The sequence below is a fragment of the Bradyrhizobium yuanmingense genome (assembly GCF_029167105.1).
GTDB lineage: Bacteria > Pseudomonadota > Alphaproteobacteria > Rhizobiales > Xanthobacteraceae > Bradyrhizobium > Bradyrhizobium yuanmingense_A.
The window spans coordinates 95,030-120,074 of record NZ_JARFML010000014.1; the positions used below are offsets into that span (position 1 = coordinate 95,030).

23 protein-coding genes are annotated in these 25,045 nt (G+C 65.2%); 6 read left to right on the plus strand and 17 right to left on the minus strand.

Annotated elements, in window-relative coordinates; all coding sequences use genetic code 11:
* Window positions 1-15: 15 nt before the first annotated feature.
* Window positions 16-1,827 (minus strand): malto-oligosyltrehalose trehalohydrolase, encoded by a 1,812-nt coding sequence (gene treZ, locus P0R31_RS19810; protein WP_275515707.1) that lies wholly within the window; start codon window positions 1,825-1,827, stop codon window positions 16-18.
* A 188-nt stretch (window positions 1,828-2,015) separates the two neighbouring features.
* Here treZ and P0R31_RS19815 point away from each other — a divergent pair, with 188 nt between their 5' ends.
* The 3 genes from P0R31_RS19815 (at window position 2,016) to P0R31_RS19825 (ending at window position 5,708) form a co-directional block, all read left to right on the plus strand.
* Window positions 2,016-2,249, plus strand: a complete 234-nt coding sequence (locus P0R31_RS19815; RefSeq protein WP_275515708.1) for a hypothetical protein — start codon at window positions 2,016-2,018, stop codon at window positions 2,247-2,249.
* A 20-nt stretch (window positions 2,250-2,269) separates the two neighbouring features.
* Window positions 2,270-4,507 (plus strand): glycogen debranching protein GlgX, encoded by a 2,238-nt coding sequence (gene glgX / locus P0R31_RS19820; protein ID WP_275515709.1) that lies wholly within the window; start codon window positions 2,270-2,272, stop codon window positions 4,505-4,507.
* Window positions 4,508-4,706: 199 nt separating this feature from the next.
* The gene (locus P0R31_RS19825; RefSeq protein WP_275515710.1) at window positions 4,707-5,708 is read left to right on the plus strand and encodes a patatin-like phospholipase family protein; all 1,002 of its coding nucleotides are present in this window, start codon (window positions 4,707-4,709) and stop codon (window positions 5,706-5,708) included.
* Window positions 5,709-6,308: 600 nt separating this feature from the next.
* Here the strand turns inward: P0R31_RS19825 and P0R31_RS19830 are convergent.
* Window positions 6,309-6,485: a hypothetical protein gene (locus P0R31_RS19830; RefSeq protein WP_275501111.1), complete on the minus strand. Its 177-nt coding sequence runs from the start codon at window positions 6,483-6,485 to the stop codon at window positions 6,309-6,311.
* Between the two features lie 169 nt (window positions 6,486-6,654).
* Here P0R31_RS19830 and P0R31_RS19835 point away from each other — a divergent pair, with 169 nt between their 5' ends.
* Window positions 6,655-6,843 carry a hypothetical protein gene (locus P0R31_RS19835; RefSeq protein ID WP_275515711.1) on the plus strand — a complete coding sequence of 63 codons (189 nt, stop codon included), beginning with the start codon at window positions 6,655-6,657 and terminating at the stop codon, window positions 6,841-6,843.
* 21 nt (window positions 6,844-6,864) lie between these two features.
* Here the strand turns inward: P0R31_RS19835 and P0R31_RS19840 are convergent, their stop codons facing one another.
* From P0R31_RS19840 to P0R31_RS19860, 5 genes are all read right to left on the minus strand, one after another.
* The gene (locus tag P0R31_RS19840) at window positions 6,865-7,335 is read right to left on the minus strand and encodes a metallophosphoesterase family protein (protein ID WP_275515713.1); all 471 of its coding nucleotides are present in this window, start codon (window positions 7,333-7,335) and stop codon (window positions 6,865-6,867) included.
* A 14-nt stretch (window positions 7,336-7,349) separates the two neighbouring features.
* Complete coding sequence (locus P0R31_RS19845) at window positions 7,350-7,568, minus strand: DUF6894 family protein (protein ID WP_275515715.1); 219 nt, start codon at window positions 7,566-7,568, stop codon at window positions 7,350-7,352.
* A gap of 126 nt (window positions 7,569-7,694) precedes the next feature.
* On the minus strand, window positions 7,695-9,461 hold the full coding sequence (locus P0R31_RS19850) for an SDR family oxidoreductase (RefSeq protein ID WP_275515716.1): 1,767 nt from the start codon (window positions 9,459-9,461) through the stop codon (window positions 7,695-7,697).
* 405 nt (window positions 9,462-9,866) lie between these two features.
* Window positions 9,867-12,179: a TonB-dependent receptor gene (locus tag P0R31_RS19855; RefSeq protein WP_275515717.1), complete on the minus strand. Its 2,313-nt coding sequence runs from the start codon at window positions 12,177-12,179 to the stop codon at window positions 9,867-9,869.
* Window positions 12,160-13,224 (minus strand): HoxN/HupN/NixA family nickel/cobalt transporter, encoded by a 1,065-nt coding sequence (locus P0R31_RS19860; RefSeq protein WP_275515719.1) that lies wholly within the window; start codon window positions 13,222-13,224, stop codon window positions 12,160-12,162. Before P0R31_RS19860 ends, P0R31_RS19855 begins: the two co-directional genes overlap by 20 nt.
* 296 nt (window positions 13,225-13,520) lie before the next feature.
* On the opposite strand from P0R31_RS19860, the gene P0R31_RS19865 reads away from it, so the two are divergent.
* The gene (locus tag P0R31_RS19865; RefSeq protein WP_275515721.1) at window positions 13,521-13,721 is read left to right on the plus strand and encodes a hypothetical protein; all 201 of its coding nucleotides are present in this window, start codon (window positions 13,521-13,523) and stop codon (window positions 13,719-13,721) included.
* Between the two features lie 14 nt (window positions 13,722-13,735).
* On the opposite strand, the gene P0R31_RS19870 is transcribed toward P0R31_RS19865, so the two are convergent.
* The 10 genes from P0R31_RS19870 to P0R31_RS19915 form a co-directional block, all read right to left on the minus strand.
* Window positions 13,736-14,737 (minus strand): formate dehydrogenase subunit gamma, encoded by a 1,002-nt coding sequence (locus P0R31_RS19870; RefSeq protein ID WP_275515723.1) that lies wholly within the window; start codon window positions 14,735-14,737, stop codon window positions 13,736-13,738.
* Window positions 14,738-14,777: 40 nt separating this feature from the next.
* The gene (gene fdh3B, locus P0R31_RS19875; RefSeq protein WP_197946740.1) at window positions 14,778-15,374 is read right to left on the minus strand and encodes a formate dehydrogenase FDH3 subunit beta; all 597 of its coding nucleotides are present in this window, start codon (window positions 15,372-15,374) and stop codon (window positions 14,778-14,780) included.
* Between the two features lie 13 nt (window positions 15,375-15,387).
* Window positions 15,388-18,330, minus strand: a complete 2,943-nt coding sequence (locus P0R31_RS19880; RefSeq protein WP_275515725.1) for a formate dehydrogenase subunit alpha — start codon at window positions 18,328-18,330, stop codon at window positions 15,388-15,390.
* A gap of 14 nt (window positions 18,331-18,344) precedes the next feature.
* Window positions 18,345-18,554 (minus strand): twin-arginine translocation signal domain-containing protein, encoded by a 210-nt coding sequence (locus P0R31_RS19885; protein WP_036005112.1) that lies wholly within the window; start codon window positions 18,552-18,554, stop codon window positions 18,345-18,347.
* A 29-nt stretch (window positions 18,555-18,583) separates the two neighbouring features.
* Window positions 18,584-19,363: a molecular chaperone TorD family protein gene (locus P0R31_RS19890; protein ID WP_275515726.1), complete on the minus strand. Its 780-nt coding sequence runs from the start codon at window positions 19,361-19,363 to the stop codon at window positions 18,584-18,586.
* A 128-nt stretch (window positions 19,364-19,491) separates the two neighbouring features.
* Complete coding sequence (locus P0R31_RS19895) at window positions 19,492-20,103, minus strand: DUF3306 domain-containing protein (RefSeq protein WP_275515727.1); 612 nt, start codon at window positions 20,101-20,103, stop codon at window positions 19,492-19,494.
* Window positions 20,100-20,615 (minus strand): DUF3305 domain-containing protein, encoded by a 516-nt coding sequence (locus P0R31_RS19900; RefSeq protein WP_275515730.1) that lies wholly within the window; start codon window positions 20,613-20,615, stop codon window positions 20,100-20,102. Before P0R31_RS19900 ends, P0R31_RS19895 begins: the two co-directional genes overlap by 4 nt.
* Window positions 20,612-21,619: a DUF6352 family protein gene (locus P0R31_RS19905; protein WP_275515731.1), complete on the minus strand. Its 1,008-nt coding sequence runs from the start codon at window positions 21,617-21,619 to the stop codon at window positions 20,612-20,614. The genes P0R31_RS19900 and P0R31_RS19905 overlap by 4 nt, the downstream gene beginning before the upstream one ends.
* Complete coding sequence (locus P0R31_RS19910; protein WP_275515732.1) at window positions 21,616-22,155, minus strand: DUF6505 family protein; 540 nt, start codon at window positions 22,153-22,155, stop codon at window positions 21,616-21,618. Before P0R31_RS19910 ends, P0R31_RS19905 begins: the two co-directional genes overlap by 4 nt.
* On the minus strand, window positions 22,152-22,892 hold the full coding sequence (locus tag P0R31_RS19915; RefSeq protein ID WP_275515733.1) for a biotin/lipoate--protein ligase family protein: 741 nt from the start codon (window positions 22,890-22,892) through the stop codon (window positions 22,152-22,154). The genes P0R31_RS19910 and P0R31_RS19915 overlap by 4 nt, the downstream gene beginning before the upstream one ends.
* A gap of 161 nt (window positions 22,893-23,053) precedes the next feature.
* Between P0R31_RS19915 and P0R31_RS19920 the strand changes: the two genes are divergently transcribed.
* Window positions 23,054-25,024: a 4Fe-4S binding protein gene (locus P0R31_RS19920; protein WP_275515734.1), complete on the plus strand. Its 1,971-nt coding sequence runs from the start codon at window positions 23,054-23,056 to the stop codon at window positions 25,022-25,024.
* Window positions 25,025-25,045 lie beyond the last annotated feature (21 nt).

A 25,045-nucleotide genomic window follows, 5' to 3' on the forward strand; every position in this document is an offset into this window, starting at 1 on the left:
TGACCTCGTCTTGGGTCAGCGCCTCCGGCCAAGCCTCACGATCATGTCGCCGGGCCCAAGTGCTCCGGCGACATGAGGGCGCAATCGCCACAGGCTCTCGCCGTCGACCAGTGACGGCATCGGCAGTTCGTGGTCGGCGAAATTGGCGACGATCTGCAGAACGTCGCCCTGCTCCGTCTGCCAGCGCACATCCACGCCGCCCATGCTGGGATCCGCGCCCAGCAAGTGGCGCTGCGCCGAAACCAACCCACGTTTGATCAGCGGCACGATCTTCTCGCGCCGCAACGTCAATAGCTGCGTCGTCAGCGTCCGGAACCTGGTGCCGGAAGGCGATTGCTCGATGCTGGTCCAGTCCAGCTTGGAGGCGTGGAAGGTCGTTTCGTCGCACGGGTCCGGGATACTGGCGCGCGTTTCCGCGGTCGCGAATGCCTTGAAGTGCGAAAACTCCTTGCGGCGGCCTTCCCGTGTCAGTTCGGCAGCTTCGCCCGTCCAGTCGGCGAAGAACAGGAAGGGCGTTTCGGCGGCCGCTTCCTCGCCCATGAACAGCATCGGAATGTGCGGGCTGAGCAGAACCAGTGCGAGGGCGAGCTCCAGCTTGTCCGGACCGACCAGCCGCGACAGCCGTTCCCCGAAGGCGCGGTTGCCGACTTGGTCGTGGTTCTGGGCGAAGAAGATGGTCGCTTCGGGCGGCAGATGAGCACTCGGCTCGCCGCGCGGCGCCTGGTGCAGGGGAAACACCTCGCCCTGATAGGCAAAGCCCTCGGTGAGGGATCGCGCCAGATGCTCGAGCGGCTTGTCGGCAAACGCCCGGTAATAACCTTCGTCCTCGCCCGTGAGCAGGACGTGGAGCGCATTGTGGAAATCGTCGCCCCATTGCGCATCGTAGTACGTCGCGCGTCCCTGCGAACGCGCGAGAAGGTGCGCCTGATTGGCCTCGTTCTCCAGCATCAGATGGATGCGCCGGCCCGCCAGCTGGCTGCGCAGGGTCTCGGCGAGCTCGACCAGGAAATGACGCTTGGAGTCGTCCTTCAGTGCATGGACGGCATCGAAGCGCAGACCGTCGAACCCATAGTCCCGCAGCCACATCAGGGCATTCTCGATCAGGAACCCGCGCACGAACGCGCCGTCGGCTCCTTCGAGGTTGACGGCGGGCCCCCACCCCGTGGCGTGGCGCGAGTTGAAGAAGTTCTCCGCATAGAGATGCAGATAGTTCAGCTGCGGCCCGAAATGGTTATAGACGACGTCGAGATAGACCATGATGTCGAGCGCATGCGCCGCGCGCAGCAGCCGCTTGAGATCCTCCGGCCGGCCGTAGCGGGCATTCGGCGCGTTCAAGAGCACGCCGTCGTAGCCCCAATTGTGCCGCCCGGGGACGTCGTTGAGCGGCATCAGCTCGATGGCAGTGATGCCGAGATCGCGAAGATAAGGCAGCTTCTCCTCGACCCCGGCATAGGTCCCCTCCTCGCTGAACGTGCCGACATGCAGCTCGTAGATCACGGCTTCCGCCCAGGGACGGCCCGGATAGAGCACCGGGTCCCGCAACGCGGCGGTATCGACCACCTCGCTCGGCGCGCCGACGTCGTCCGGCTGGAAGCATGAGGCGGGATCGGGGACCACGAGGTCTTGGTTGATCCTGAACTGATAGCGCGTACCGGCGCGCGCAGTTTGGCTGAGCAGCTGATACCAGCCGTGCGCATCGCGCAGCATCTGCCGTGGCGGCTGGCCGATTTCGAGCAGCTCGACCGATCGCGCCGTCGGTGCCCACAGGTTGAACGAGACCCCATGATCGACGATCTGGGGACCATGGCGCCGACTTTGCTCGGCCATTCCCAGCCTCTGATTCAAGCCCGTCCCCTTTCGCCGCATGCCCACCTCGGCATGCAATTGCGCGCGTCAGGGCGACAAAGCGGAGCGGTGTGCGTTCGTTCCTCCACGCGCCGACGCCGGACATTTGGAGGGCGACGGGAACGGAATCAGCAGCGCAACGGTTACCATCCCAGACAGGAGCCGCCGCCATGCGCCGCCCGAAGCCGCAACTGATCCGTAACAAGCTCGACCTGACCGACCGCGCCCAGGTGCGCCTCGTCAAGAAGCGGCTCGGACTTTCGGACGCTGAGCTGATCGCGATCGTCGGGCGGATCGGCAACTCGATTCCGGCCATCAGCAAGGAGGCCGCTCTGCAGAAAGCAAACGCGCTGTCCAAGCCGGCCGATGTGGAGCCCATTGCCGCGACGGCGCCGATATCCTGACGGGCACCTCGGGGGCAGAGATGGACCAGCCAGCACATTCAGACGACACCCTGACGCGGACGGCCTCGCGCCTACGCCGCACCCGGATCACCGAAGGCAGACCCTTCCCGCTCGGCGCCACCTGGGATGGGCTCGGCGTCAACTTCGCCTTGTTCTCGGCCCACGCCACCAAGGTCGAGCTCTGCCTGTTCGACGATGCCGGTGAAACCGAGCTCGAGCGGATCGAGCTTCCCGAATATACCGACGAGGTCTGGCACGGCTATCTGCCCTCCGCCCGCCCCGGCACCGTCTACGGCTATCGCGTCCATGGTCCTTACCAACCCGACGCCGGCCACCGCTTCAATCCCAACAAGCTCGTGCTCGATCCCTATGCCAGGCAGCTGGTTGGCCAGCTCCGCTGGGGGCCGGAGCTGTTCGGCTATCGGCTCGACCATGCCGACAAGGACCTGTCCTACGACGAGCGCGACAGCGCGCCGTTGATGCAAAAATGCCGCGTCATCGATCCCGCCTTTACCTGGGGCGTGGCGCGCAAGCCGGAAGTGCCGTGGGAGCGCACGATCGTCTACGAGATGCACGTCAGGGGCTTCACCCAGCTGCATCCGCTGGTGCCGGAAGCCGACCGCGGCACGTTCTCGGGCCTCGCACATTCGGAAATCCCGGCTTACTTGCGCTCGCTCGGCATCACCAGCGCCGAGCTGCTGCCGATCCATGCCTTCGTCGACGACAGCTATCTGGTCGAGAAAGGCCTGCGCAATTACTGGGGCTACAATTCCATCGCCTTCTTCGCGCCGGAGCCGCGTTACCTGAAGGCGACGTCGGCCAACGAATTCAAGGCGATGGTCAACCAGTTTCACGCCCATGGCATCGAGGTCATTCTCGACGTCGTCTACAATCACACCGCCGAAGGCAACGAGCTCGGCCCGACCCTGTCGTTCAAGGGCATCGATAATGCCAGCTATTACCGCCTGCTGCCGGACAAGAAGCGCTACTACATCAACGACACCGGTACCGGAAACACCGTCAACCTCTCGCATCAGCGTGTGCTGCAACTCGTCGCCGATTCCTTGCGCTATTGGGCGACCGAGATGCGGATCGACGGCTTCCGTTTCGATCTCGCCACCATCCTGGCGCGCGAACCCTATGGCTTCGATGAAGGCGGCGGCTTCCTCGACGCCTGCCGCCAGGATCCCGTGCTCTCCAGCGTCAAGCTGATCGCAGAACCCTGGGACATCGGGCCCGGTGGCTACCAGGTCGGTCAGTTTCCGCCGGGTTGGGCCGAGTGGAACGACAAGTTCAGGGACACGGCGCGCGCCTTCTGGAAGGGCGATCCGGGCACCCTGGCCGACTTCGCCAAACGCGTCTCGGGCTCCGGCGACCTCTTCAACAAGCGCGGACGCCGGCCCTGGGCCAGCGTCAATTTCGTCACCGCGCATGACGGCTTCAACCTCAACGACCTCGTCTCCTACAACGACAAGCATAACGAGGCGAATGGCGAGGACAATCGCGACGGTCACAGCAACAACCATTCCTGGAATTGCGGCGTCGAAGGGCCGACCAACGATCCGGAGATCACCGCCTTGCGCGAGCGCCAGAAGCGGAATCTGCTGGCGACGATGCTGCTGTCCCACGGCACGCCGATGCTGCTCGCGGGCGACGAGTTCGGGCACACCCAGAAAGGCAACAACAATGCTTACGCCCAGGACAACGAGACCACCTGGCTCAACTGGATGGGCATCACCGCCAACGGCCGCAGCCTGCGCGAGTTCGTGCGCAAGCTGATCGCCACTCGCAAGGCGTTTCCGATCCTCTACCGCAGCCGCTTTCTGGTCGGCTCGCACAACGAGGAGCTCGACGTCAAGGACGTCACCTGGCTGTCGCCGTCCGGCGAGGAGATGGCGACCGAGCAATGGCAGGACGGCAATGCGAAATGCTTCGGCATGCTGCTCGACGGCCGCGCGCAGGAGACCGGAATCAAGCGCCGCGGCTCGGATGCGACCATGCTGCTGGTCTACAATGCGCACCACGACGTCGTGAACTTCACCCTGCCGGAGGTCACCGACGGACACAGCTGGCTCGGCCTGATCGACACCAATCGGCCCGACGCGCCGATGGCCGAGTTCGAGTTCGGGCATGCTTACGCGGTGACCGCGCGCTCGCTCGTGGTGTTCGGCCTTGCCAACGACAGCATTGCGACGCGGCGCCTCCGCCAAGGCCTCGGCGCGCTGCTGGACATCGCCGACACGCCTCTGCCCGAGTAGGGGCGTGACGCAATCAGCGATCGACCTCGTGTTGAGTGGGCCTTTGGAACACCGCGTCAAGAGCCGCGTTCAATGTCGAAATTGGAGCTTGAGAGGAGATGTCGATTCCTTACAGTGGCAATCCCTCTACGCCTATGCGGGCCACTACAGGGGATACCGCTGATCGCCCGGACCTCCAGACTCGCAACTGGCACCCGTCTTGACTGACCGTGCGGCTGCACCGGGCGGCGCCGAGCGTCCTCTCACCGCCGTCGCGTTCTCCGGCGGTCTCGGCCTCGGCGCCTATCATGGCGGTGTGTTTGAAGCCCTCAGTTCGCTTCGGCTACCGATCGACTGGGTGACCGGTTCGTCGGCAGGGGCCATCACGGCCGCGCTGATCGCGGGGAGCGCGCGCGACGACCGGCTGCAGAATCTGCGCAGCTATTGGCATGCGCCAGGCAGTCCAGCCGACGTGCCGAACGCGGGCCGCCACGCGTTTGCGTGGCTGAGCTCGATCAGTACGCGCGTGCTCGGTCATTCCGGCTTCTTCCACCCTCGCCTCCCCATTCCGGCGTCTCACTACGGCGGCCTCTACGATCTCGGCCCGACCCGCCAACGTCTGCAGCGCTCGATCGATTTCGGACGTCTGAACGGCGGCGATCTGCGGATCACGATCTGCGCCACGGACGTCGAGAGCGGCGATGCCGTGTTGTTCGACTCCGCATCGGAGCGGATCGAGATGGACCACATCCTGGCCAGCTGCGGCTTTCTCCCCGAATTCGCTCCGGTGCAGATCGCCGGTCGCTGGCTCGTCGACGGCGGGTTCTCGCTGAACGCGCCGTTCGATCCAATCCTCGAAACTGCAGGCCCGCTCCGCCTCTACGTGATCGATCTGTTTCCGCGCGACGGCAAGGTCCCTGACGGGCTCGAGGCCGCCTCCGAGCGCAAGAGCGATTTGACCTTCGGCAACCAAACCTTCCAGCGTCTCGGCTACGCTCTGGAAGCCCGCCAGCTCCGCGCCGAGCTTCAGGACCTCCACTACGAGGACGATGTCTATCTCCTGAGTTACCGCCCGGGCCGCGAGGAGGCCGGACCGGAAAAATCCTTCGACCTGTCGGAGACGGCCATGGCGCAGCGCTGGCGTGCCGGCTTTCTGGACATGCAATATGCCGCAAGCATCGCGCCAACCGCGAACGAGATCTGCAGCGTGCGGCGGCCCTAGAGCGGAATGGCTTTAGGTTGAATCTATACCGCGATGTGCTGTTCACGCCTCCCGCTTGCGCTTGCGGGAGAGGCGGCACTGCGAAGCAGGCGATCAGGCGCCGGAGCTGCGCCTTGTGCACCGGACGCCCGGCTGCCTTCGGCGAGACCCAGATGGCTTCACGCTCTCCCTGGACGCCGGTCAAGCCGGCGTCCTGATCAGGGACTCAGCATCCCCTGCAGATGCCTTTGATCTTTCGATCCGCCTCGGAATCGCGGGAGCTCTCCGAGCGAATCTGGTCGTCGCCCTGCAGCGATGGTCCGGACGTGACCGTCCCGTCGATACGTCCGACATTTGAGCCGCCTGCCGGATTGCCGGGTCGCCCGACCGTCGTCGATCCCCTTGGGCCTGCGCCACCGCCCGACTGAGCCGTTCCGGCCGAGTTGGTCCCGGGCGCCGACGACGTGCTTCCGGCCGCCCCGCCACCGGCGCTTCCCCCCGCTCCACCGCCGCCTCCCTGTCCCCATGCGGGACCGGCGGTGGCGGCCGCCAATACGGCGACCAGCACGAGACCCATTCTGCTCATCGCGTGTCTCTCACTGGGTTTGCTGAGGTCGAGCGTCATCGGTCCTGCTGATAGCCCTGATTGGTCGTGTTCTGCTTGATGTTGCCGTGGTGGCCCTGGGTGTCGAAGTTCTCGCGGCCCGGCTCCCGTTCCGCCGTTTCGACGGCGGGATCGGAACCCGGCCCTTTGTTGCTTCGCTGCTCTTCGGGGACGGGAGGCATTTTTTTCGACATCTTCTGCTCCTGTATCGCTTCGCGATCCTGATATGGAGCAATGAATTGACGCCCGGAGTCGTTCCTGAACCGATCGCCGCAGCCGGAACCATGACAAAGCCGCTGGAACGAGCTGATACTGCTCGGGTTGTTGCCCTATCGGCACCGCGCAAGTTCCGGGAGAGCACACATGCCAAAGGCGACCGAACCTGAAACCGACCCGCGAGAGACAACGCTTGACGATCCGCGCCGGCAGACCGACATGCCGACGCACCGGCAGACCAACAAGCCCTGGCAGGGCAATCCCGAGAAGGATCAGATCGATCCGGACCGGCCGCCGGTGGATCTGGAGCGTTGGCAGAAATCGAAGACACACTAGGCGGCGGTCGCTGGCCTAGCGTCAGATCCTGTCGAGATCATGAATGACGGGCCGCAGCGGCCCGCCGGAATCGAGCTCCAGCGTTGCGAGCGTAATCGGCAGCTTGAAGCGTCGCTTCCCTGCGCTGCCTGGATTCAGATAAAGCACGTCGTTGACGGTTTCGATCCGCGCGCGGTGGGAATGCCCTGAGACCACGACATCGATGCCGAGCTCGGCAGGATCGATCGTCAGCTCGTTGAGGTCGTGCAGGACGTGGAAGCTGCGGCCGCCGAGGCGCAGCGCTTGTGTTTCGGGAAAGCGTTCAGCCCACGTGCCCCGGTCGACATTTCCCCTGATCGCGGTGACGGGTGCGATGCGGCAAAGCCCGTCCATCACCGCCTGGGCGCCGATGTCGCCGGCGTGGATGATGTGCGAGACGCCGGCGAGGCAGCGCTCCGCCTCGGGCCTCAGCAGTCCATGCGTGTCGGCGATCACCCCAATCCTGAACGTCATGTCAGATCACGGCTTCAGTGCACAACATCCAGCGGCATCCGGCCGATTTCCTCACCCTCCTCGTTGGTGACGAGGATCGAGAAGTGGCGGCCCTTGAGCTCGGGACGCTCCTCGAGCAGGCGCCGCGCAATCTCTTCGGCGACATCCAGAGCCTTGATGTCGTCCGGCAAATCGGCACCTCCCTCGTCGGCTACGGTTTCAGAATCCACCAAATCAAAATGATACTGCGGCAACGTCTGGTCCTCGGGTGTTCCCGCAGGAACGCGCGGTCTCGGGGCTTCGTTCCGGCGCCGGAGCCATCTGCGGTCCGGCGGGCGGGCATCGCCGTCGATCCTCGGCGCGGGAATTGCCCGGGGGCCTCAGGCGCGGCGCCGCCGCGTCCTCGCGCGAAGTCTGGAACGGCCCGCCCTCGATGCGGCGAACGCCAGGCCGGCAGCGATCCCGAGCACCACGAGCCCCTTGCTGAGAACCGCGGCCGGCGGAATCTGCTTGCGCACCAGCCAGCCGCCGTCGACGGACGTGCCCTGCGGACCCGCTTCGAGCAAGGTGCCTTCGTTTCTTGCGGCGGGACGCGCGCGCGACAGCAGCCAGCGGAATGCGGCTCCTATGATATTCTCGGTGATCTCAGGGGCAATCGCATAGGCCAGTTGCCCGGCGCGCGCCGGCCACCCCACCGCCATCTCGTCACGAGGCGCGCGGACGAGGCGCAGGAAAGTCTCGGCCACGTCCTCGGATTGATAAAGCAGCGGACCAGGATCGAGCCTTCGTCCGGACCTATTGGCGCCGTGAACGAAGCCCGGCGTATCGACTATGGACGGGAAGACGCCGCAGACATGAATGTCGGGATGACCCCGGAGCTCCTGACGCAAGCTGGCGGTGAAGCCGCGCAGGCCGAACTTGCTGGCGGTATAGGCTGCGGCAAAGGGCGTCGGCGCCCAGCCGCCAAGCGAGATGTTGTTGATCAGGACGCCGCGGTTCTGGCGGAGGAAGATCGGAAGCACCGCGAAGGCGCCATGCATGGTGCCGAGCAGATTGACCTCGATGGTCCGGCGATGGAGCGCGATATCCGCGTCCTGATAGTCCCCGAACACGCCCGTGCCGGCGTTGTTGATCCAGACGTCGATGCCGCCGAAGGCCTCGTCTGCCGCACCGGCCAGACGCTGCACCGCCTCCGCGTCAGCGACGTCGGTCGGCACGGCCAGGGCCCGGCCTCCGAGCGCCTCACACTCCGCAGCAAGCCGCATCAAGACCTCGCCGCGGCGCGCCGCGAGGACCACGCTTGCGCCGTTGCGGGCAAAGGCCAGCGCCGCGGCGCGGCCGATTCCACTGGAGGCGCCGGTGATGACGACGCGCGTGCCGACCAGCTGCCCGTGCTCGCGTCCCGAGACGCGCGCGGGAAGCATCCAGCGCAGGGACCGCCGCAGCCGCGCCGTTCCCTGCGTTTCGAACCAGTCGCCATGCGCAAAGATGACCCGCTCCGGAGCCAGCTTCACGAGCCGCTCGGCCGCAACCCGCACCGAACGGCCGCCGAGGCGCAGCAGCAGCCGCAGATAGACCGGGGCCTTCCCATCCGGCTTGGCGATGCCGAGCAGGTTCGCCGCAGCCGCGTTCGAGGCGCTGAGGTGGTGGGGATCGAGGTTCTGCACGATATCTGTCAGAACCAGTGTCCGGCTTCGCCTGTCGAACAGCTCGATCTCCGAGAACATCGGTGCATTCACCGATACCGTTTCGAGGTCGGCAGCCCATTCCTCCGGCGTCGTATCCCCAAGCTCCCGATCAATACGGAGGCCGGCCGCCCGCACCTGCCCGCGCGCCGCAAGGCCGCGCGCGGCAAGGATCGCGGCCTGTGGCAGCTGCCTTTGCCATTCGGGCAGGAACATCCAGTGCGCAATATTCGGCGCCAGCAGGTATCTGATCGTGCCCAGCCGCTCCAGCTCCTGGCGCAAAGCCGGCGAATATCTCACCGGCGAATGCAGCACGAGGTCGCCATTCGACAGGCGGATCACGGTCATCCGCACGGGCAGTTGCAGGCCGGCGGCGTTGATCGGCTTGTCGTCCACGATCCAGATATCGTCGGTCACCTGCGACAGGCTGGCAGTCGACACACCGGCGTCGGAACTTTGCATGAGCGTCTTTCCCTCGCGAAGGCGTTGCTCCAAATCGCGTACGCGGCGCTCGTTCCTCAGCAATGTCTTGGAAATAATGGCTGGAAATCACATCGCTGCGGTCGCTCTACCTGCTTCGAGGCGGGCCTGCAGCCCGTTTCGGACCTCAGCAATGACAGGACCCCAGTCGCCCGGGCGTGTTTGATGAAACGGCCGCTGCGCGGAGATCCGAGGGTGCCCCTGAAGGACGGCCTTCAAGCGACCATTGCCTATTTCGCGCTCCGTCTCGCCGGGGAAGCGCCATGCTCGTGCCGGCCATCGCCGCGCGCGGGACGCGCCCTCCAGCACGCGGCCGCCTGACGATGTCCGAGCAACCGTGAAGGCAAATCCTTTGACAGGCGAGCCCAGTGTGCTCGCGCAATAGACCTAAAACGTTCCGGCCACAGTGACCCGAACCGCCATCGGCTCGACCGGGTGCAGCACATAGTCCATCACGCCGTTCCCGCAGACCGCGGCCGGTGCGGCATTGGCGGTGCAGAGATTATAGAGCGTGTCGGTCTTCAACAGCGAGCCATAGGCATAGGTGATCTGGTTCGCCTTGCTGTTGAAGAGATTGAGCACGTCGAACTGGATGCGCCAGCCGTTCTCGCTGCGGTAGCCGAGCCGCGCGTTGACGATGCCGGTCGGCCGCGAGCGGAACGCATTGTCCGCCGTCAACGGGCTCGCGCCGATGTAGCGCCAGCGCGCGCTGCCGAACCACCCCGTCTTCTCGCCAAGTGTTATTCCCGCCGATGCCACCACCGCCGGGGCATTGGGAATGTAGTTGCCGGGCGCATTGCCGGTCTGCGCCTCGGGATATCCGGCGAGCGAGGCATAGACCGCGGCCTGCTCGCCGTCATGGCCGCGGAAGCGCGCATGCGTCATTGCAAGATCCAGATCGATGTCGATCCAGGGCCGCGGCCGGTAGTGGTTGGTCCACTCGAAGCCGTAGCGGCGGCTGGCGCGGGTTGCCGAGGTATCGCCGGCATCGCCGGAGAACAGGATCTCGGAATCCTGGTCCAGGAGGAAGAAGCTGAGAGAGCTGTCGAGGCCGGGAACGATCCTGCTGCGAACCCCGACCTCCGCGCCTCTGGTGCGCACCAGGAGCGGTGACGGCGTGAGCCTCGTCGCGGGATCGGTAGGATCCTCCGTCGTGGTCGCACCGCGCGCATCGTTCGAGTGCATGCCGTAGCCGGCGCCGAGGAAGAATTCGGTCCGGTCGAACGGACCAAACACCATCCTGAATTTCGGGCTGCCGAGCGCGGCATCGGCGCGACCGGAATTTGCGGCGTTGAACAGAGAGGTGACGTCGGCGGCGTAATAATCGCCGCGCCAGCCCAATGTCGTCCTGAGCCAGTCGGTCCAGCGCACCGTGTTTTCGGCATAGACCCCGACGCTGCCCTCGCCGACCTTGTCGCTGCGGATATTGCCGGTGAAGCCGCGCCGGAACGTATTGGTGAGCGCGAGGTCGATCGCATCATAACGCGATTGCAGACCGAAGGTGGTCTGCATCGGCAGGCCGGCAAAGGAGCCGTTCAGCGTGCGCGAGAGGTTGGCGCCCGCCATCAGGCGGTCGTCGTGCTGGTGGAACTGGTCGCCGAGCACGGGATCGTCGAGGAAGTAAGTGAAATTGTTGAAGAGGTCGAGCTGGCTCTTCACCAGATAGGCGTTGGCCTTCCATGAACCGATGTCATCGGTCTGCGCGATGCGCCCGGACAGCGCAAAGCGGTTGGCATGACCGCCGTCGCTCGGATCTTCCGAACCGTACCGGCCGAGCAGGCCGCTGGTGATGGCGCGCTGCGGCACCTGGTCGGTCGCATTCCATTTGTTGACGTAGGCCATGCCGGTGAGCGACATGCCGTCGGTCGCGGTGCCCTGGCTGTAGCGCACGAGGCCGTTGAGCTTTCGCAATTTGTCCGGATTGTCCCACGGACCGTCGTAGGTACCGATCTCGCCGGCCACCAGCAGCGAACCGTCGCCAACTTTCGCGGAATCCATGCCGAGCAGACGGCGGTAACCGAAGCTGCCGGCGCTCACCTGCGCCAGCCGCCTTGTGCTGTCGATCAGGCCGATGTGAACGCTTCCGACCGAGGCGAAGTCGCCTTCGTCGGCGAAGTAAGGTCCCTTGCGCACGTCCATTGCGGCGATGGTTTCCGGGATCAGCCAGTTGAGATCGGCATAGCCCTGGCCATGCGCGTGGGTGCGCATGTTGACGGGGACGCCGTCGACGGTGATCGCAAGATCGGTGCCGTGGTCGAGATTGTACCCGCGCAGGAAATATTGGTTGGCTTTGCCCTCGCCGGAATGCTGCGTCACGATCAGTCCCGGCACGGCCTCGAGCGCCTCGCCCGGCCGTGTGAAAGGGCGTGCGTTGATCTCGTCGCCGGAGACAGTGATCTCGCTGGCCATGCCGGCTGGGGCTCTTGCTCCCGAGCCGGCACTGCGCGGATCCGACGCCTGCGCCGTCGCGGAAGACACGAAGATGCGGCGGCCGGCCGCGTGCGGTCTGGCGGCACGGCGCGATGCGGCCGTCATCTTGCGCCCGGGCGCGGCGCCGCCACTGACCTCGACCGGCGGCAATTCGCGTGAGGCGTCATTGCGCTGTGCAAAGGCGCGGCCGTTATCCGCGATCAGCGCCAAGACCGAGAGTGCCGTCAAAGCGCCGCCGCGACGACCGTGCTCAGGCCGCCTCGGTCGCATCGGTGCATTCCAAAACTTTCGTGCCGGCGCGGCGAGGCTCGTTCCCGAACATGCGGCGATAGAGCACGACCGAGACGAGCCATGCGACCGCAAACAGGGCGATCACGACAAAGCCGACATTGGCAAGCGACTCGTTGAGCTCCTCGACCAGCACCCATGCGCCGCCGGAGAGACCGAGCCGCTCGCCGATCAGGCCGAGCGCTTCGATCCCGCCGATGAACAGTGCAACCGCGACGGAGGCGCCGGTGATCGTGAGATTGTACCAGAGCTTGCGCAAGGGATCGACGAAGGCCCAGCGATAGGCGCTCACCATCAGCGCGGAATCGGCAGTGTCGACCAGCGCCATGCCTGCCGCGAACAGCGCGGGGAAAACCAGCACATCGGCGAGCGAGGCGCCGCGTGCGGCTTCGCTGGCGGAGATGCTGAGCAGGCTGATCTCCGTCGCGGTGTCGAAGCCGAGGCCGAACAGGAAGCCGAGCGGGTACATGTGCCAGGGCTTCGTCACCAGGCGGAACATCGGGCCGAGCAGCCGGGCCAGGACACCGCGGCTGGCAAGCAGCGCATCGAGCTGCGCAGCATCGTGAACGCCCTGCTCCCGCGCCGCGCGAAACGTCCGCCACAGGCCGACGAAAATGACGAGGTTGATCGCGGCAACCGCGAGCAGGAACAGCGCCGAGACCGAGGTGCCGATGAGACCGCCGACCTCCTTGAGCAGGCTGTCGCCGCCGAGGCTCACGACGCCCAATGCCAGCAGCATGGTCGCCACCACGACGACGGTGGAATGGCCGAGCGCGAAATAGAGGCCGACGCTGCGCGGCGTTTCCCCACCCTGCATCAGCTTGCGCACGACGTTGTCGATCGCGGCAATGTGGTCGGCATCGACGGCATGACGCAGGCCGAACACCCACGCCAGCAATGCAGTCGCCATCACCGTCGGCCTGTCGCCGAACTGCGTGAAGGCCCAGGCCCATGCGGCGAGGTTGGCGGCGACGAGCCCGCCGAGCAGCGCCGCCGTTCCGGGCTCGACCGCCCGCAAAGTCCGCATCGCTACTCGTTCCATTCGCCCGCCTTTTCAGTATGACGTTTATCAAAATTTCTCATACTGGCAAGAGCAAGAGCCGGACCAGTTTCGTGCTGACCCCTGACGATCCGACGGAATGGAAGCCAAACGGCTGGCTTGAGGGAAGAATTCCGCGTCAGCGGGATCACAGCGCCGAGGACGGTCGTCAGGGGAAGCTCGGCCCATGCAAGTGGAACCGATCGCTGTGAAGCGGCTCACATCCGATTTGACGATCCGGATGTATTCATCGTGCCGGGTGGAGATGGCAGACGGAGACGCGCATGAAACTCCTCATGCTCTCGCTAATCGCAGCCATGCTTCTCGCCGGTGCGGCCAATAGCGTGTTCAGGCCGCATCCAGTGCCTCATTCCGGTCACCCCGGGATGGCGTCTATTCACGACATGCAGACGGGCCGGGCCGACAAGCTTCCCGAGCAGGAGCTGCAGGACCGCTCCGTCTTGTTTGCGAAAGAGCCGCGGTAGGCCGACAGGGCGCTTTATTCGGCCGCTGCAGTCGCGGGTTGCGGCTGGCCGTCGTTCGGTCCCGTTCGCGCCATCTGCTCGTCGAGCCAGAGACTGTGGTGCTCGCGCGCCCAATTGACGTCGACTTCGCCCGAGCCCATGGCCGCGAACGCACCTTCCATGCCGATGGTGCCGATATAGATGTGCCCGATCATCGCCGCGACGAACAGGACCGCCACAATGGAGTGGACGATCTGGGCCATCTGCATGCTTTCGATACCCGTGCCGTAGAACGGGAACATCAGCGCATAGCCGCTCGCCGCGACGAGCCCACCACCGATCACGACGATCCAGTAGATCAACTTCTGGCCGCCATTGAAGCGATTGGCCGGCGGATGGTCATGCCCGATCAGGCCGCCACCCCGCTTGGCCCATTCGATATCCACCTTGCTGGGAATGTTGCCGCCGATCCACATCAGGAAGATCAGCACGACCCCCAGCGTGAACGGGAAACTCAGATAATTGTGGGCGTATTTGGCCCATTGCGACCATTCGGAAAAGGCCTCGAAACCGATCAGCGGCAAAAGCAGTTGCCGGCCAAAGGTGACGTTGAGGCCGGAGATCGCCAGGATGATGAAGCAGGTCGCCGTCATCCAGTGCACGAAACGTTCGAAACCGTTGAAGCGCACGATGGTGCGGCCCGAGCGGCCGCTTTCCAGCCGAACCATGCCGCGGGTGAGATAGAAGATCATGATCAGGGCGATCATGCCAATGATGGCAACGCCGCCGATCCAGGGCAGCGTCACCATGCGGAATTCGCGCCATTCCCGCCCCTGCGGCTGCTCAAGAACGCCGGACCGCTGATCCGGGATGCTGACACGCCCTTGAATCCGGTTCAGCTCCTGCAGAAGCTGCTGCTCCTTGACCGAGCTTGCAGTCGGATTGACCTGCTGAGCACTCGCGGGCGCCACGCTTACCAAAAGAAGCAGCGCCCAGGCGCCCAGCGCCAGACGAATGAACCTTCCAAACGACGCCATCACGTCCTCCCCGGTCTTGCGCGCCCTGCGGCTGCCCACGTCAGGACTCGATTGTCTCGCGATATGCGGTCTTCCAGCCCCACGCACCCGAGCCGTAGCCGCGCTTCATGACGCGCTCCTTGTAGATCTGCGCGATGATCTCGCCGTCGCCCGCAAGCAAGGATTTGGTCGAACACATCTCGGCGCACAGCGGCAGCTTGCCTTCCGCCAGCCGGTTCGCACCGTATTTCGCGTATTCCTCCTTGCTGCCGTCGGCCTCCGGGCCGCCGGCGCAATAGGTGCATTTGTCCATCTTGCCTCGGGAGCCGAAGTTTCCGACCTTCGGATATTGCGGCGCCCCGAACGGACAGGCGTAGAAGCAATAGCCGCAGCCGATGCAGAGATCCTTGGAGTGCAGCACCACGGCATCGGCCGTGGTGTAGAAGCAGTTGACCGGACACACCGCCGCGCAGGGCGCATCGGTGCAGTGCATGCAGGCCATCGAGATCGAGCGCTCGCCCGGCTTGCCGTCGTTGATGGTGACGACGCGCCGCCGGTTGATGCCCCAGGGCACCTCGTGCTCGTTCTTGCAGGCGGTGACGCAGGCGTTGCATTCGATGCAGCGATCAGCGTCGCAGAGAAATTTCATCCGAGCCATGTGCGTGCTCCTCTCAGGCTGCGACGATCTGACAAAGCGTGACCTTCGGCTCCTGCATGCCGGTTGCAGGATCGTAGCCGTAGCTCGTGATCGTGTTGGCGCTCTCGCCCAGCACGATCGGATCGGTGCCGGCGGGATAGTTCTTGCGCAGGTCGTTGCCGCCGAGCCAGCCGCCGAAATGGAACGGCATCCAGGCGACGCCCTTGCCGACGCGTTCGGTCACCATCGCCTTCATCCTGGCCCGCGCATTGTTCTCGGCGCCGCTCACCCAGACCCAGCCGCCGTCCTTGATGCCGCGGTCAGCGGCATCAGCCGGGCTGATCTCGATGAACATGTCCTGTTGCAATTCGGCGAGCCACGGATTGGTGCGGGTTTCCTCGCCGCCGCCTTCGTATTCGACGAGACGTCCGGAGGAGAGGATCAGCGGGAACTGCTTGGCGATCCCCTTCTCCACCGCCGCCTTCTGCACCGAGAAGCCGATGTTGGGCAGACGGAACTGCTTGGCATCGGGCAAGGTCGGATACTTCTCGACGAGGTCGACGCGCGGCGTGTAGATCGGCTCGCGGTGCACCGGAATCGGATCCGGTAGACCGAACGCATTCATGCGCGCCTTGCCGTTGCCGAAGGGCACGCAGCCATGCTTCAGCGCGACGCGCTGGATGCCGCCGGAGAGGTCGAGCGCCCAGGACACCGCATCCGGATTGGCCGGGTTGACCCGCTGGATGGTCGCCATCTCGGCCTCGGTGAGATCCTTGTCCCAACCGAGCTTCTTCAGGCTCGCCAGCGTGAACTCGGGATAGCCGTCCTCGATCTCCGATCCCTTGGAGAAGGACTTGTCGGCGAGCAGGCTCACCTTCCGCGTCGTGCCGTCGGGCAGCTTCTCCTCGCGCTCGATGCCGAAGCGCGGACGGAATGCACCGCCGCCGTCCATGACGTGCAGATTGTTGTTGTAGAGCAGCGGCGAGCCGGGATGCTTCACCTCGGGCGAGCCCCAGCACGGCCAAGGCAGGCCGTAATAATCGCCGCCGACGTCCGGATCGTCCTTGGGCGCGCGCATCGTCACCAGATCGAACTTGTGCTGGTTCTTCATATGCGCCTTGATGCGCTCCGGCGACTGGCCGCAATAACCGGTCGACCAGCTTCCACGGTTGATCTCGCGCAGCACGTCCTCGGGGACCGGAAGGTTGTTCTCGACCTTGATGTTCTTGAACATCTTGTCGGCGAAGCCGAACTTCTTCGCCAGCAGATAGATGATCTCGAGGTCGTCCTTGGATTCGAAGATCGGTTTGACGATCTGCTCGCCCCATTGCATCGAGCGATTGGAGGCGACGCGCGATCCCGCGCATTCGAACTGCGTCGCCACGGGCAGGATATAGACGCCGTCCTTGCGCCCGGCCTCGACCGCCAGAGACGCCCAGGTGGTCGGGTGCGGATCGGCGATCACCAGCAGCTCCAGCGCCTTCAGGCCCTTTAGCGATTCGGGAATGCGGGTAATGCTGTTGCTGGCGTGGCCTTGCACGAACACGGCCTTGACGTTGTCCTTCTGTGCGACGTCCGCCTTCGGCAACAGCGCGGCATCGAACCAGCGCGTCAGCGGGATGCCTGGCGTCTCCATCTGCTTCTTCTCGTCGAAGCGCGAGACGAGATAGTCGTAGTCGACCTCCCAGACCCGGGACCAGTGCTTCCAGGCGCCCTCCGCGAGGCCGTAGTAGAACGGCAACGTCACGATATCGAGGCCGACGTCGGTCGCGCCCTGCACATTGTCATGGCCGCGCAGGATGTTGGCGCCGGCCCCGGCCTTGCCGATATTGCCCGTCATCAGCAGCGCGATGCAGCTCGCCCGCACGTTGGCGGTGCCGACGGTGTGCTGGGTCTGGCCCATGCACCAGATGATGGTCGCGGGCTTGACCGTCGCGAATGTCTTGGCGACGCGCTCGAGCTGCGCGGCGGGCACACCGGTGACGCGCTCGACCTCCTGCGGATTCCATTTCTCGACCTCCTTGCGCAGGTCGTCGAAGCCGTAGACGCGCTGGGCGATGAATTCCTTGTCCTCCCAGCCGTTCTTCAGGATGTGCCACATCATGCCGTAGAGCACCGGAATGTCGGTGCCGGGACGGATGCGGACATATTCGGTGGCATGTGCCGCGGTGCGGGTCAGGCGCGGATCGAAGACGATGAAATTCGCCTTGTTGAGCTCCTTGGATTCGAGCAGGTGCTGCATGCTGACCGGATGCGCTTCCGCCGCGTTGCTGCCGATGAACAGCATCGTCTTGGAGTTGCGCATGTCGTTGATGCTGTTCGTCATCGCGCCGTAGCCCCAGGTATTGGCGACGCCGGTGACGGTGGTAGAGTGGCAAATCCGCGCCTGGTGATCGGTGTTGTTGGTGCCCCAGAACGCGCCCAACTTGCGGAACAGGTAGGCTCCTTCGTTGGTCATCTTGGCCGAGCCGAGCCAATAGACCGAATCGCTGCCCGATTTCTCGCGAACCTGCAGCAGCTTGTCGCCGATCTCGTTCACCGCCGTGTCCCACGACACCCGCGTCCACTGCCCGTTCACCAGCTTCATCGGATAGCGCAGGCGGCGATCGCTGTGCACGAGTTCGCGCACCGAGGCGCCCTTGGCGCAATGCGAGCCACGGTTGATCGGCGAATCCCAGCTCGGTTCCTGCCCGATCCAGACTCCGTTGAGGACTTCCGCCGTCACCGTGCAGCCCACGGCACAATGCGTGCAGATGCTCTTCTTGACGGTGGCGCCGGCCGCGAGCGGGCCGGCGGCGGCCGCCTCCGCCTTTCGCACGTTGCCGACAGGCATGGCCCCGAGCGCAGCGAGCGCGCCGCCGGCCAGGCCGGATTTGCGCAGGAACGTGCGGCGATCAAGTCCCCCGCCCTGCCCCGCAAGGGATTCGGCGACGGAACCGCTGCGATCGGAGCGCTGGTGTGTTCGCTTGATAAGCACGGGCAGCCTCCCTCTCAGGCCGGATAACGATTGACGCGGTAGAACGTCTTCACGTGATCGGATTCCTTGTAGCGCGCCTTGCGCTTCTCATCGTTGGTTTCACTGTCGGCCTGGGCGGACCCGACCAACGGTGTCGCAAGCGCCGCGCCGGCACCGGCGGTACCCAAGCCGACCTTTCGCAGGAAATCGCGGCGCCCAACCTTTGCTTTCGTCTCGTCACTCATCGTATCTCTCCCGGACCGAAGCGCCTCGGTCAGCTGGCGAATGTGAATGCTTCCGTCTCGATTTCGATGAAAGTGCGGCCGAGCGCGCCGACTGCGCGATAGAAACGGGCGGCCCCCGCGTTCTCGATGTCGGCGAACAGCCGCCCCATCCATGGCGACACATGCTTTTCGAAAAAGGCGCGCTGCGCCTCATGCGAGGCATCGAAGCGGCCATCGGCAAGGCCCGACATGATCTCGCACAGGATGGCGGCGTGATCTTCGGGTTCGGAATTGTTGGCGATACGCTCGATGCCGAGCGTCATCAGATCGCCGCGCAGGCGCGACAAGGGCCGTTCGTTGAGAAAGCCTGTGAGATAATAGGACGCATAGGGCAGCAGTTCGCCGCGGCCGAGTCCGACGAACAAATCGAAATATTCCCGCTCGACTTTTGACGGGACGGCGCTCGAGGCCGCGTCGGCGAGCGCCGCATGCGCGCGCCCGAGCGGCGTCGCGTCTCCGCTGAGCGCGGCGAGCTGCTCGAGCAGGCGCTTCGACGGAGGCGCAGACAGCAGCACGGCCAGCAGCGCGTATTCGTGCGCGCGCGCCGCGTCGATGGGATCGACGAGCTCGGCGGAGCCGGCTTGCTCACCGTAAAGATCGGGCCGCAGATCGTTTCGGGAAACGCCGGTCGCCGCTTCGACTGCAACCACCCGTTGTGCGGGCACACGGGTCCAATTCGACACGGACGGCTGGCTGATGCCTATTTTGCGTGCAAGCTGAGCGATGCCGCCTGCGGCATCGATCGCTCGATCAAGCCCGTCATCCCGCACGTGGACCTCCCATCCAAGTCCCGTCTGCTCGATTATCGCTTTTGTTACAAAGCAGTAGGTAGCGTAATCCGGGTTCCTGCAACGGTCAATCGCTTGCCATAGCCGTTCCCTATAGCCTTTGGTCGTGTTCAGCGCGGCAGTGCACCACCATGCGTGCGGGACCTCACGGGCTCCGCAGGATCCAAAGGTTTTTCACCCACTGTCGGTTGCACTGCAGCAGGGATTGCTTGGTGCTCCATCTCATCCGACGGCTCAATGACGTTGGAAACGACAGTTACGTCTGCTTGATGCGATTGCGCCGGAGAATCCGCCGATTCGATCGATGCATTTGCGAGAGACTGAGCCGCCTCGCGCACGCCGCCGACAATGCGATCGACCAGTGCGGCCAGCTCCTCCGAGGAACAATCCAGCGGGCCAAATCCCGGCATCGCCGTCGGGTCGTTGAAGTCCCATGCATTCTCCGCGAGCCCGACGAAGTCGCGAATCGCGGGATCGGTCGCCCAAGCGCGGCGAAGGGCCGCACGACTCAACTCCCGAGGAATCCCCTTGCCGAGGAAGGCCGTGATGTCGGTGGCAGCATTGATCTCGTCGATCGACGGCAGGCTCGACAGATCGAACTCGGTCTCGTCCTTTTTTGTTTCGGACGGCGGCGTCGGCTGCGCTGGGGCAGGCTTCGGCGGCTCCGCTCGCGATTGCTGTTTGCGGCGGGACCAACGCGCAAGGAAGTCCTCCTCACTCATTCCTGTCCGCCTTCATGTTCGCGCCGCGCCAGCGCCTCCGGGTCGGCACGACGTCGCTTGCGCTTGACGAATTCCCGCTCGACATGGTGCTCGGCCACGAAGCTTTCAATCGCTTCGCGCAGCACCTCCGGCATCGGCACGGCCTCGACGAGATTGTCGGCGGCTTCGGTAAAGCCTTCGCCCTCGGCGGGGTCGGCGGTCACCGCGGTGACGGCATAGGGCCAGGCGCCTTCCGAGGGCGACAGCACGGTCCAAATGCTCGGACGGCCGGAGGCGAGATTGTCGCGATAGCGCGCCGTCTCCGACGGATAGAGATCGACGGTCGCGCTTCCGGCATAGAACAAGGTCGTGCCGTCCTGCTCGCGAAGCACGGTCCAGGGTTGCGTCACCGGCTCGTCCGGCAGGACGGCAATTCCGCGCCAGATGAAATCGACCCAAGGCGAGTCGGCCCTGCGCCGCTCGACCACGACGCCGACGACAATCGAGAGGGACGGCAATGCCGCGGGGCTCATGTCGCCATCTCCAGCCGCTTCACCGGCAGCCCGGTCAGCAGATTCTGTGGCTTCATCCGCAGCTTCTGATCCGCCGTCATCGACAGGATCAAATAGACCGGCTCATCCCCGACATCGTCGAGGGCACGGCTGGAATCCGCAAACGTCAGCCGGAACAGCGCCAGTACGCGATCGGCGTCGCGCTCGCCGAGCTCTTCGCCGCGCCACAGACGGTCGCCGAGCCTCGTGGCATCGGCATCGAGCCCGACATACCAGGTCAGCTTCGCCTCGTGCAGCGCCCGTAGCGGCTCGATCACGACATCGATGCCGAGCAGATGGGAGACCCAACGCGTCATCGCCTGCGCCAGCGCTACAGGTCCGCGGCCGTCGGCGGTCAGGTCGAGAGCCATGTCGAACTGGTCGCTCCGGTGCCAATAGGCCTCCGCATTCTCCTCGCCCAATACCTCGACCACGGCATCGGTGGTGGCGCCGAGCATCGACATCAGCGAGAGCACCGGGGTCGGGCTCCGGCCGCCGACGACCTCCTCGTCTCCCAGCAACAAAGCGTGTTCATGCGGCAGGATGCGCTGGATCCGGAAGAACAATTCCGCCGCGCGCAGCACGAACGGGTCGTCACAGCCATCGAGCGCGTTGCGCAGGATGACGTGCACGAGCTGGTTGACGAACAGCGGCGGCAGATCGTTCGCCCCTGATCGCACCCAGGCAAGATAGGCGGCTTCGAGCGTCGGGTGCCGCAGCAGAAGATCGCGGAACGCCAGCACGAACTGCCAATTCTCCCTGGCATCCGCATCGGCAATCGCGGCGATCTCGCCGGCGCCGACGGCTTGGCGCGGGTCGGCGAGCAAATCGCGGTGCAGCCGGCGTTCGACCGGGCACGCGTCGTCCGGCGGCATCAGCTCGGGACGGGCAAAATAGGCTTTGAGAAACTCGTCCGTGACACGCAGCCCGCCGCCCTCGTCGCGATCGAGCAGGTGGTGACCACAGGCGATCCAGAAATCGTTCATCTGACGATCGGCTCCCGGCCGAGATCCGCAAGCCTGAGATCGCCGTCCGGCTGGACGTCGTCCTCCATCTCGATGAACGAGAACGCCTTGCCATGCCCCTGCCCTTCCCGGAGCTGCAGCCGGCGGAACGACTCGCGGACCTCCCCGTCGCTCGAGGTCCGGTGCACTGCAATAAGCGAGCTGATGGGATGGCTGCAGAGCGACTGGGCGAAAGCGACCTCCTCTTCCGCGGCCGCTTTCGCCGCCGCCATATCCGGCGCGCCGAAACGATCGACCAATTGCCTCGCCAGCAGATCGACCAAGCCATGGTAATCGTCCGCGGTCGCCGGAACGATCTGCGCCAGCGTCGACCAGCCCCAGGATTGCACCCCGAGGAAACCACCGCGAAACGCCGCGCGGGCCTTGCCCTCGAGCTTCGCGCCATCGCAATCCCAGAAGCGGAAGGCGCCGGAGACGGCCCATTCGCCCGGCTCTGCCGCCACGTCGAACACGAAAGTGTCGGACGGATCGAGCGCGATGGTACGCAGGAGCTTCACAGGCGCGGTCCTCCGAGGGCTGGATCGAGCCAGGACGGCACCGCGAGCGCCCGGACCAGGTCGCTTCGTTCGATCGTCTCCGTTCCGATGCGGCGCGTCAGGAGGTCGCCGCAATCATCTATGCGCTGTATCGTCTGCCTTTCACGCGGCATTCGCGTGAGATAGTCGCGCGCGACGCTGTCGAAGCCGTCGACCCGCCAGCCGTCCAGCGCCAGCATCAGATGCCGGGCGAAGCTCTCCGTGATCTGCGCCGCGCCCGCCTCGCCAAAGCCTTCCTGGTCGAGCGCCGAGGCCAGCGGGTGGACGCCTGGATCGTCATCGTTCATGGCAACCGTCCGTATCATGGCGCCGAAGACCAGCCAGGGCGGCGGCGCGTCCTCGTCAGCTCCGGAACACCAACCCATCCGTCCGCCGCCGACCAGCCCCCCGTCGATCCTGACCGCATCCGGCCAGCCGATCGTGATCGGCTTGCTCGGCGGTGCATAGGCGCGAAGCGCATCGGTGAGCGCGACCATGCCCGCGTAGAACGCACGCCGCGCGCTGCGCAACGGCTCGGCCGGCTCGAGCACCACGGCGAACTCGGCGAGGTCGAAGCGCCCGACATAGACGAGCGTTCCGGCGCCGCTCTGCGGTGCGATGCGGCATGCATGGGCAAAAGCGTCGCCGCTCTCGCGCAATCGTACCAATGTGAACGGCGGCGGCAGGTGGATCGGTTCCGCCGCGGAAACATGGCTCACTGGGATCGACGGCAGGCCGTCCTCCGCTTTCCTTTTCTTCCCGATGGATAATGTCTATACGAGGCGAAGGGCCGGCGCGAGTCCGTCGTCGTCCGAAAGGCGGAGGAGTTAACCTGGAGCGGCCGTCGAAGACCATCCTGATCTGCTCGTGCGAAGACACGATGCCCCTCGACGCGGCTGCGATTCGGCGCGGATGTCCGAACAGCGAGGTCAAGAGCTTTCGCCACCTCTGCGGGGCGGAGCTCGATCGTTTCCGCAACATGGCCGCGACAGAAGGCGAGTTGACGGTCGCCTGCACGCAGCAGGCAGCGCAATTTTCGGACGAGGCCGGCGAGCGGCCTGATGCGATCGGCTTCGTCAATATCCGCGAGACGGCCGGCTGGTCCCGCGACGGCGCGCACGCCGGCGCAAAAATGGCCGCCCTGCTTGCATCCGCCTCCATCTCCGCCCCGGACTATCCGCTCGTCACCTTGTCGAGCGAGGGCGTCATCCTGATCTACGGGCGCGATGAGGCCGCGATCGAGGCCGGCCGCCTGCTTGCCGATCACCTCGACGTCACCGTGATGCTGAAGCAGCTCGATGACGCGGTGCCGCCGGTTGCCACGGTGTTCCCGATCGTGAAGGGCACGATCCGCTCCGCGAAGGGACATTTCGGCGCGTTCGAGCTTGTCATCGACGATTATGCGCGTCCCCGCCCCTCCTCGCGCAATCGCTTTGTGCTCGAGCCGCCGCGAAGCGGGGTCACCTCGCGCTGCGATATCGTGCTCGATCTTTCCGGCGGTCCGCCACTGTTTCCCGCCCACGACCTGCGCGACGGCTATCTCCGCGCCGACGCGAAAGATCCCGCCGCGGTGCTGCGCGCCGTGCTGACGGCGCGCGATCTCGTCGGCAGCTTCGACAAGCCCAGATATGTCGAGGTTGCGCCGGCGCTTTGCGCCCATTCGCGCTCGAAGCGCACGGGCTGCCATCGCTGTCTCGATCTTTGCCCGACTGGGGCGATCACGCCCGTCGGCGATCATGTCGCAATCGATCCGAATATCTGCGCGGGCTGCGGCCAATGCGCGGCGGCCTGCCCGACCGGCGCGGTCTCCTACACGCTGCCGCCCGCCGATACGCAGCTCCATAAACTTCGCGCCATGCTGCTCGCCTATCGCGAGGCCGGCGGCGCGAATGCGGTGCTGCTCTTTCACGACAGCCCGCACGGCACGCCGTTGATCGACGCCCTCGCGCGGCATGGCGACGGCCTGCCGGCGAACGTGCTTCCCTTTGCCGTCAACGAGCTTACGCAGGTCGGGCTGGAGGCGATCGTCGGCGCCTTCGCCTATGGCGTCTCTGCCGTGCGCTTCCTGCTCCGTGGCAAGCCGCGCCACGACGTGACCGGATTGACGCAGACGATCGCGATGGCCGACGCGGTCCTCGGCGGCCTTGGATTTGCGGGCCGTCGCCTCGCTACGATCGAAACCGACGATCCCGACGCGCTCGGCGAGCATTTGACCGGAATCGGCTCGCTCGCCGCAATCGCGGCGCCGGCAACCTTCAAGACCGTCGGCAAGCGGCGCGATCTCTTGCGGTTCGCCCTCAGCGAGCTGCATCGGCTGGCGCCGCAGCCGGTCGACTTGATCGCGCTGCCGCAAGGTGCGCCGATCGGCGCAATCAGCGTCGACACCGACGGCTGCACGCTGTGCCTGTCCTGCGTCTCGGCCTGCCCGACCGGCGCATTGCGCGACGATCCCGAGCGGCCGGTGCTGAAATTCATCGAGGATGCCTGCGTGCAGTGCGGCCTGTGCCAGAGCACCTGTCCGGAAAAGGTCATCAGCCTCAAGCCGCAGATCGATTTCCGGGCGGCGCGCGCGCCTGCCGTTGTCATCAAGGAAGAGGAGCCCGCGCTCTGCGTCCGCTGCGGCACGCCCTTCGGCGTCAAGAGCACGATCGACCGCATCGCCGCCAAGCTCGAAGGCCGGCACTGGATGTATCCGGCCGGCGACAAGCGAATCGAGGCGCTCAGGATGTGCGCGGACTGCCGCGTCGTGGTCATGAGCGAACAGCAATTCGATCCGTTCAAGGGCGTTCCGGAACGAACGCCGCCGCGAACGACGGATGATTATCTCCGCGAACGCAACGGCAAGGACTAAACAAGACGAACAGACATCTTC